We start from the raw sequence: 8,321 nt of genomic DNA, 5'->3' as shown, positions 1-8,321 counted from the left end.
CCCGCGCAACCCGGCCCCTTCATCTTGCCGGATAAACTCCGGGGGAGTCTCCGCAGGAGACGGGGGCAGCGCCCCCTCCTGCCCTCGCCGCGCACGCAGCCCCGGACGTCCGGACCGACGGGTTCACGCGCGACACACTCTCGAAGCGCACAGCTCAGCGCGGGCTCGCCCCCTTCCCCTACGCCAGCCGAACCGGAGCTCCGACAAGCCGCACCTCCGAGACCATATCCATCCCTCGGCCCCCCCCCGAAACGAAAACGGGGCGCTCCACCGAGCGCCCCGCAAAAACTGCCGTTCCGGAAATACAGAGCCTCAGCTCTCCATCACGTCGCCGTCGTCGTCGCGACCGTCCTCGGACATATGGAAGTCGAGCCCGTGGGCGGCGCGGATCTTGTCCTCGATCTCCATCGCCTGCCGCGGGTTCTCGCGCAGGAAGGTCTTGGCGTTCTCGCGGCCCTGCCCGATGCGCTCGTCGCCGTAGGAGTACCAGGCCCCCGACTTGTCGACGACGCCGGCCTTGACGCCAAGATCCAGCAGCTCGCCGGTCTTCGAGATGCCCTCGCCGTACATGATGTCGAACTCGACCTGCTTGAAGGGCGGGGCCACCTTGTTCTTCACCACCTTCACGCGGGTCTGGTTGCCCACCACCTCGTCGCGGTCCTTGATCGAGCCGATGCGGCGGATGTCGAGGCGCACGGAGCTGTAGAACTTCAGGGCGTTGCCACCGGTCGTGGTCTCGGGCGAGCCGAACATCACGCCGATCTTCATGCGGATCTGGTTGATGAAGATCACCATGCAGTTCGAGCGGCTGATCGAGCCGGTGAGCTTGCGCATCGCCTGGCTCATCAGGCGCGCATGCACGCCGACCGAGCTGTCGCCCATGTCGCCCTCGAGCTCGGACTTCGGCGTCAGCGCCGCCACCGAGTCGACCACCACGAGGCTGACCGCGCCCGAGCGCACCAGCGTGTCGGTGATCTCGAGCGCCTGCTCGCCGGTGTCGGGCTGCGAGATCAGCAGCTCGTCGAGATCGACGCCCAGCTTCTTGGCGTATTGCGGGTCGAGCGCGTGTTCCGCGTCGACAAAGGCGCAGACGCCGCCCTTCTTCTGCTCTTCCGCGACCACGTGCAGGGTCAGCGTCGTCTTGCCCGAGCTCTCGGGACCGTAGATCTCGATGATCCGGCCCTTGGGCAGGCCGCCGATGCCGAGCGCGATGTCGAGCCCGAGCGAGCCGGTCGAGGTGGCCTCGATGTCCTTCATGGCGTTGTCGCCACCAAGTTTCATGATCGAGCCCTTGCCGAACTGACGCTCGATCTGCGCCAGCGCGGAATCGAGCGCCTTCTGGCGGTCTGCGTTTTTCTTGCTGTCCATAGTCAGAAGATCTGCCGTTGCCATGCGTTTCGATCCTTATTTCACACCCCGGAAAGGGCGGCAATCGCTGCTTTCGTTCACCTCTTGTTCTCAAGACGTATGAGACCAAAAGAAGAACATTACAAGATGAATTTTGTTGGACCACTCTTTCCGGACGGGGTTAAAGAGTGGTTTACGGCTCTGAGGTGGCGCGAGGTATTTGTCGATGCTGGTGTTCTGGAAGGCGCGTCTGGTGCTGCTCGCGGTCCCCAAGACCGGAAGTTCCGCCTACGAGACGGCGCTGGCGCCGCATGCCTCGTTGGCGGTGCTGGACCCGCCCGAGCTCAAGCACGCGCCGGTATACCGCTACAACCGCTTCTTCCGCCCGATGTTCGAGAAGGTCGGCGGCCAGATGGAGCTTATGGCCGTGGTGCGCGAGCCGGTGTCCTGGCTGGGCTCGTGGTATCGCTATCGCCAGCGGCCCTTTCTCGACGGCGGGCCGGCCTCGACCAGCGGGATCAGCTTCGACGAGTTCGTCACCGCCTACACCAGGGGCGATCGCCCGCCCTTCGCCAATGTCGGCAGCCAGTCCAAGTTCATCGAGGCCCGCCCCAACGGCACCGCCGTGTCGCATCTCATCCGCTACGAGAACCAGGCGGGAATCGCGGGCTTCCTTGAAGACCGGCTCGGACTCACGCTCGACCTGCCGCGCAGCAATGTCTCGCCCCGGGCGGAGCTTCGGCTCTCGCCCAAGGTCGAAGAGGTGCTGCGCCGAAAATGCGCGGCGGATTTCGCCCTGTGGGAAAGTGCCCGGGCAGACTGACCACACCCGCTCCGCTCAGGCGAGCTGCTGGTGCACCGTTTCGGTGAGCTCGTTGAGCGAGAACGGTTTCGGCAGGAACACCGAGTTCGGCACCGGATCGCCGCCTTCCGAGAAGACGTCCTCGGCGTAGCCCGAGACGAAGACCACCCGTGTTCCCGGCCGCGCCTTCAGCGCCTCGCGCACCCAGCTCGGACCATTCATGCCCGGCATCACCACGTCGGTGACGAAGACGTCGACCTTGAGGCTCTCGTCCTCGAGCATCTCGAGCGCCTCCTCGGCGTTGCAGGCCTCGAGCACCGTGTAGCCGCGCAGGCGCAGAGCACGGGCGGCGAAGGCGCGCACCGGCGCCTCGTCCTCGACCAGCAGCACGACGCCGGTACCGGTCTTGGGCATGGTCCGTTTCTGCGCCACCCGCACCGGCGGCTCAGTACCGGGCTGGATCTCGAGCGCGGGGAACAGCAAGGTGAAGCAACTGCCCTTCCCCGCGGTGCTGTCGACGAAGATGAAGCCGCCGGTCTGCTTGACGATGCCGTAGACGGTCGAGAGCCCGAGCCCGGTGCCCTCGCCCGTGCGCTTGGTGGTGTAGAACGGCTCGAACACCTTCTGCAGCTTGTCCTGCGGGATACCGACTCCCTGGTCGATGACCTTGACCGAGGCGTAGTCGCCGGGCTCGACCACGGCCCGGTCGCGCATCATCGGCTCCATGCCCACCCGCCGTTCGGTCTCGATGACGATCTCGCCGCCGTCGGGCATGGCGTCGCGGGCGTTCACCACGAGGTTCATCATCACCTGCTCGAGCTGCCGCCGGTCGCCGCGGATGGTCGGCAGCACCGGGTCGTGCGAGAGCGAGAGCTGCACCTTCTCGCCCACCAGCCGGTTCAGGAGGTGAGTGAGATCCGACAGCGTGTCGCGCAGGTCGAGCACCTCGGGCCGCAGGGTCTGCTTGCGCGAGAACGCCAGCAGCTGGCCCACCAGCGCGGCGGCGCGGTTGGCGTTCTGGTTAATCTGCACGAGGTCGGCGTAATCCGGATCGCCCTGGTCGTGGCGCAGCAGAAGCAGGTCGCAATGCCCCGAGATCGCGGTCAGCAGGTTGTTGAAATCATGCGCCACGCCACCGGCGAGCTGGCCGATCGCCTGCATCTTCTGGCTCTGCACGAACTGCGCCTCGAGCGTCTTGAGCTCGGTCGCATCGTTCAGCACCGCGATGAGCTCGGGCCGGCCGGAACTGCGCACCCGGTTCAGCGTCACCTGCACGAAGACCTCGCGGTCCTGCCGGGTCAGGCGCAGGAATTCGGAGCGGTGCAGCCCGCGCCCGGCCGCGGCCTCGGTCAGCCAGCCGGGGATGGAGCGGCCGAGCCCCTCCATGAACTCGACCATGTTGCGGCCCTCGGCGCGGTCGACGTCGAGCAGCTTGCAGGCCACCGCGTTGGCGCGCAGCACGCTGCCGTCGGCGCTGAGCCGCATGAGCGGCACCGGCAGGTCGTCGAAGCCCTCGGCCGTGGCGGTCTGCGCCTCGTCCTCGTGCACCGGGGTCAGCACCACCTCGCGCCGGCCGACGCCGGTGTCGACGCAGCGCACGGTGAACTCGCGCGGGCCTTCGGGCGTGAGGAAACGGTTCACCGCGCCGGGCCGCAGCGGCCCGTCCTCGAGCACATCCTCGAGCCGCTTGATGCGGCGGCCAAGCAAGGCGCGGGCGCGGCGGTTCATGTAGAGCACCGCGCCGCTGCGCCCCAGCGTCAGCACCGGCGGCTCATCGCGATCGTCGCCCGCCGCATCCGGCAGCGTGCCCGCGTCGATGCGCCAGAGGCAGTCGCCGTCACCGAAGACCCGCAGCGTCAGCCGGTACCGGCCGGCCGGAGAGCTCACGTCCTCCTGCGCGGCGCCGGAGTCGCGGGCCCGCGCCAGCAGCCGGTGCAGCACCCCGGCCGCGCCGTCGATGCTGCCATTGAGGCACTCGACCAGCCCGCCGCCGTCGAGCGCGCCGAAACGTTCGCGTGCCGCGGGGTTGGCGAAGGTCAGGTTGAGCGCGGCGTCGGTCGCCATGACCGGCACCGGCTCGCCATCGGAAAAGCGGATGAGCGTATCGAGGTCGCGTACGACGCGGCGCTTGCGCCAGACCCCGCCCGCGCCCAGCAGCGCCGCCATGGTGACGAAGGCGACGGCGGCAGCGACCAGCGCGATGCGCAACGGATCGGCGGCAAGGAGCAGCCCCGCCCCCGCGCAGCCGACACCCAACGCCAGCAGCACCGCCGTGCTGCGCAACGTCCCGTTGCCGAGGGGCATTCTGCGACGCCCGTCTGCAGCCATGTCCGACACCTGCCCCCCTTTCGACCCAATGCCTCTCCCTCATGTGACATGAGAGGCATTAACCAAAAGTAAACCAAGTCCCGAAATGCCGGTGAAAGGTAAAAATCCTGGCGTCAGACGCGACGTTTCGGCCCGCCCATATCAGGCGGGCCGTGTCACACCGTCCGCGTCAGGTCGTCCGCGTCAGGCAGGCCATGAAGAAGCCGTCGCCCCCGTCGCGCGGCAGGAACTGGCGCTGCGTCACCACCTGCCAGCCGGCATGGCGGCCGAGGAAACCCTCGATCTGTGCCGCGTTCTCAGCCGCGAGCATCGAGCAGGTGGCATAGGCGAGCGTGCCGCCGTCCGCCACGAGCGGCGCCACGGTGTCGAGGATCCCGGCCTGGACCGAGAGCAGCCGCGTCAGCCCGTCTTCCGTCAGCCGCCACTTGCCCTCGGGCGCGCGCCGCCACGAGCCGCTGCCGGAACAGGGCACGTCGCAGAGCACGAGGTCATAGCGCCCCGACGGCTTCGCGGCCCGGACGATCTCGGCCCCGGCGCGGGCGGCGCGGGCGGGAAGATCGGACATGCGGCCCGGGTCGGCGTCATGCGCCTCGACGGCCCCGCGAAGACGCGCGGCCATGGCCAGCGCCTTGCCGCCCCCCCCGGCGCAATAGTCGAGAACCCGCTGCCCGGGCCCCAGGGGCAGCTGCGCCACGACCGCCTGGCTGGCGGCGTCCTGCAATTCGACCAGCCCCTCGGCGAAGGCGGCAGAGCGCGCGATGCCACGCGTCCCGGCGATCACCTCGAGCGCCGTGTCCGCCAGCGGATGCGACCGCGTCTCGATGCCCTCGGTCGCCAGCGCGGCCTGCGCCTCGTCCAGAGTGTTGCGCAGGGTGTTCACCCGCAGGAACACCGGCGCGCGGTGCCGCAGCGCCTCGGCGGCGGGCACGGCCTCGGCCCCGAGACTCGCCGAGAACCCGGGCCAGAGCCAGTCGGGCATGTCAAGCGCCTCGGCGCCCCCGGGCACGCGCCCGGCGGCCCGTTCGTCTTCGCTCAGCGGCGACGGCGCGTGGCCCTCGCCGGTGAACAGGGTGTCGGGATCGATGCCGTCCTGCCGGAGCAGCCCCAGCATCCGCGCGCGCCCCCTCTCGCCGCCGCCGGCCGCGGCGGTGGACCGCCAGCGGCGCAGCACGTCGAAGACGTGGTCGCGCACGGCGGCACGATCCTTCGAGCCCGCGAAACGCGAGGCACGGGACCAGCCGAGCAGCGCCTGCTCGGCCGGGGTTCCCGAGGCGATCCGGTCGAGGATCTCTGCGGCGGCCTGGATCCGCGCGGCGGGGGTCATCCGATGCGGTAGTTCGGCGACTCGCGGGTGATCTGCACGTCGTGCACGTGGCTTTCCTGAAGACCCGCGTTGGTGATCTTCACGAAGGTGCAGTTGCGGCGCATCTCTTCCACGGTGGCGTTGCCGGTATAGCCCATGGCCGCGCGCAGGCCTCCGACGAGCTGGTGGATCACCGCGCCCGCCGAGCCCTTGTAGGGCACCTGCCCCTCGATGCCCTCGGGCACCAGCTTGTCCGAGGCCGCATCCTTCTGGAAGTAGCGGTCGGCCGAGCCGCGCGCCATGGCGCCAAGCGATCCCATCCCGCGGTAGGCCTTGAACGTGCGGCCCTGGTAAAGGATGACCTCGCCCGGGCTCTCGTCGGTGCCGGCGATCATCGAGCCTACCATGGCGCAGGAGGCGCCGGCAGCGATGGCCTTGGCGAAATCGCCCGAGAACTTGATGCCGCCGTCGGCGATCACCGGCACGTCACCGGCCGCCCTGGCGCATTCCATCACCGCGGTGAGCTGCGGCACGCCGACGCCCGCGACCATGCGGGTGGTGCAGATCGAGCCTGGCCCGATGCCGACCTTGACCGCATCCGCGCCCGCGTCGACCAGCGCCCGGGTGGCGTCACCGGTCGCGACGTTGCCCGCGATCACCTGCACCTCGTTCGACATGCGCTTGGCCCGGCTCACCGCCTCGAGCACGCCGCGGGAATGGCCGTGGGCGGTGTCGATCACGAGGATGTCCACACCCGCGTCCACCAGTGCGGCGCTGCGATCGGCCCCGGCCTCGCCGACACCGGTGGCCGCGGCCACGCGCAGGCGCCCGAGATCGTCCTTGCAGGCGGTGGGGTTGAGCACCGCCTGCTCGGTGTCCTTGACGAGCAGCTTCTCGATGCGGCGCGCCTTCATCAGGCTGATCGCCTCGTCACGGTCGGCGGGCTCGCGCAGGATGGCGAGGTTCTCCGAGGTCATCATCACCCGCACCGGCGTCTCGTCCTTCTGGGCGAAGCGCATGTCGCGGTTGGTGACGATGCCCACCACGTGGTGGTTCTCGTCGACCACCGGGAAGCCGGTGAAGCCATAACGCTCGGTCAGCGCCTTGGCATCCGCCAGCGTCTGGTCCGGGGTCAGCGTCACCGGGTTGTAGACGATACCGCTTTCGAAGCGCTTCACACGGCGGACCTGCCGGGCCTGCTCCTCGACGCTGAGGTTCTTGTGGATCACCCCGATGCCGCCGGCCTGCGCCATGGTGATGGCCATGCGCGATTCGGTCACCGTGTCCATGGCCGAGCTCAGCAGCGGGATGTTGAGAGCGATGGATTTGGTCACCCACGTGCGGGTATCTGCGGTGCTGGGAAGCACCGAGGACGCGGCGGGAACGAGAAGAACATCGTCGAAGGTGAGGGCCTCGCGAATCTCCATGGGGGCGGCTCCTTGGGAGGGGATCGGTTGGCACGTCCCTATTGCATGGATGACAGACGGGGGAAAGCCCCCCGACGCAGAAGCCTGCACAACCCTTGCCGCAAGGGCGCGGCCTGTCCCTTCATCTTGCCCGGGAAACTCCCGCCGGAGGCGTCCCGACGCGGCAGTTCCGTGCCCCCTTCCGGCAGGTCGCGCAAAAAGCCTTGATTTTCCCCCTTTGAAACCGCCCGCAACCTGCCTATATTCAAAGCGTTCCCTCGGGAACTATGGGCATAAACGCGCATGTAATAAGCGGATCGGACCCGGGGGCGGTACCCGGCGGCTCCACCAAATCACCCTTCGTTGGGGGGATCCTGGGGCCGAAACAGGATCGACGAACGTGTAAAGATGTAGCTTTGTCCCGGTGAGCCACCACCGTTATCGGTGCAAATTGCATAATTGCCAACGACAATCATGCTCCGGTTGCTCTCGCCGCTTAATGCGGTGCGATAGACCGAAATTTAAGCCCTTGCGCCTAGCAGCGTAAGGCGGGGTTCGCAGGCACCTGGCAACAGAAGCCTGCACTTCCCCCCTTCCGAGATATCCGAACGGCGCAGACAAACCGTCAGCGACCTGTCGATGCACGCACCTGCGCGCCGCGTTCACTCTCTGCGCTGACCGCGCCCGCTCGCCCAAGTTAACGTGCCCGCCAGCCCATCGCATCGACGGCCACCGCCTCCCCCCTCATCACACCGCCCGACCATCATAGCGATTGACCGGCGTCGCGATTGACCGGAACCCCGCGCGCTGCCAGCATCGCCCCATGCTGCGCGCCATCGCTTCCTGTTTCACCCTCTGCCTCGCCGCGCCCGCGCCGGCCTGCGAGACTGCGCTGCTGCTGGCGATGGATGTTTCGAACTCGGTCGATACCGGCGAATACAAGATCCAGTCCGAGGGGCTGGCGCTGGCGCTCGCCGATCCCGAGATCGCCAGCATCCTCGTACAGGACCGCGTCGCCATCGCCGTGCTGCAATGGGCCGGGCAGGACCGCCAGCACCTGTCGATCGGCTGGACCCAGATCCGCAACGACAGCGACGTGGCCGAGCTCGCCGCCCGCGCTGTGAGCATGGAGCGC

The 8,321-nt window shown here is 68.3% G+C and carries 6 protein-coding genes and 1 other RNA gene; 3 read left to right on the top strand and 4 right to left on the bottom strand.

What is annotated here, in order from left to right; genetic code table 11:
- Window positions 1-312 precede the first annotated feature (312 nt).
- The gene (gene recA, locus HC022_RS13970; protein ID WP_008885539.1) at window positions 313-1,392 is read right to left on the bottom strand and encodes a recombinase RecA; all 1,080 of its coding nucleotides are present in this window, start codon (window positions 1,390-1,392) and stop codon (window positions 313-315) included.
- A gap of 181 nt (window positions 1,393-1,573) precedes the next feature.
- Between recA and HC022_RS13965 the strand changes: the two genes are divergently transcribed.
- A complete protein-coding gene (locus HC022_RS13965; protein WP_167452851.1) occupies window positions 1,574-2,170 on the top strand; it encodes a gamma-glutamyl kinase in 597 nt (198 codons plus the stop codon).
- A 15-nt stretch (window positions 2,171-2,185) separates the two neighbouring features.
- On the opposite strand, the gene HC022_RS13960 is transcribed toward HC022_RS13965, so the two are convergent.
- From HC022_RS13960 to guaB, 3 genes are all read right to left on the bottom strand, one after another.
- Window positions 2,186-4,453, bottom strand: a complete 2,268-nt coding sequence (locus tag HC022_RS13960) for an ATP-binding protein (RefSeq protein WP_167452850.1) — start codon at window positions 4,451-4,453, stop codon at window positions 2,186-2,188.
- A gap of 193 nt (window positions 4,454-4,646) precedes the next feature.
- Window positions 4,647-5,801: an RsmB/NOP family class I SAM-dependent RNA methyltransferase gene (locus HC022_RS13955; RefSeq protein WP_167452849.1), complete on the bottom strand. Its 1,155-nt coding sequence runs from the start codon at window positions 5,799-5,801 to the stop codon at window positions 4,647-4,649.
- Window positions 5,798-7,207, bottom strand: coding sequence for an IMP dehydrogenase (gene guaB, locus HC022_RS13950; protein WP_167452848.1), 1,410 nt, complete (start codon window positions 7,205-7,207; stop codon window positions 5,798-5,800). The genes HC022_RS13955 and guaB overlap by 4 nt, the downstream gene beginning before the upstream one ends.
- 212 nt (window positions 7,208-7,419) lie before the next feature.
- Between guaB and ssrA the strand changes: the two genes are divergently transcribed.
- Window positions 7,420-7,772: a transfer-messenger RNA gene (gene ssrA, locus HC022_RS13945) on the top strand.
- Window positions 7,773-8,009: 237 nt separating this feature from the next.
- The coding region (locus HC022_RS13940) for a DUF1194 domain-containing protein (RefSeq protein WP_167452847.1) at window positions 8,010-8,321 on the top strand (312 nt) is incomplete at its 3' end.

Source organism: Salipiger sp. HF18 (genome assembly GCF_011806505.1).
Lineage (GTDB): Bacteria > Pseudomonadota > Alphaproteobacteria > Rhodobacterales > Rhodobacteraceae > Salipiger > Salipiger thiooxidans.
This window is presented reverse-complemented; position numbering and strand designations above follow the sequence as displayed.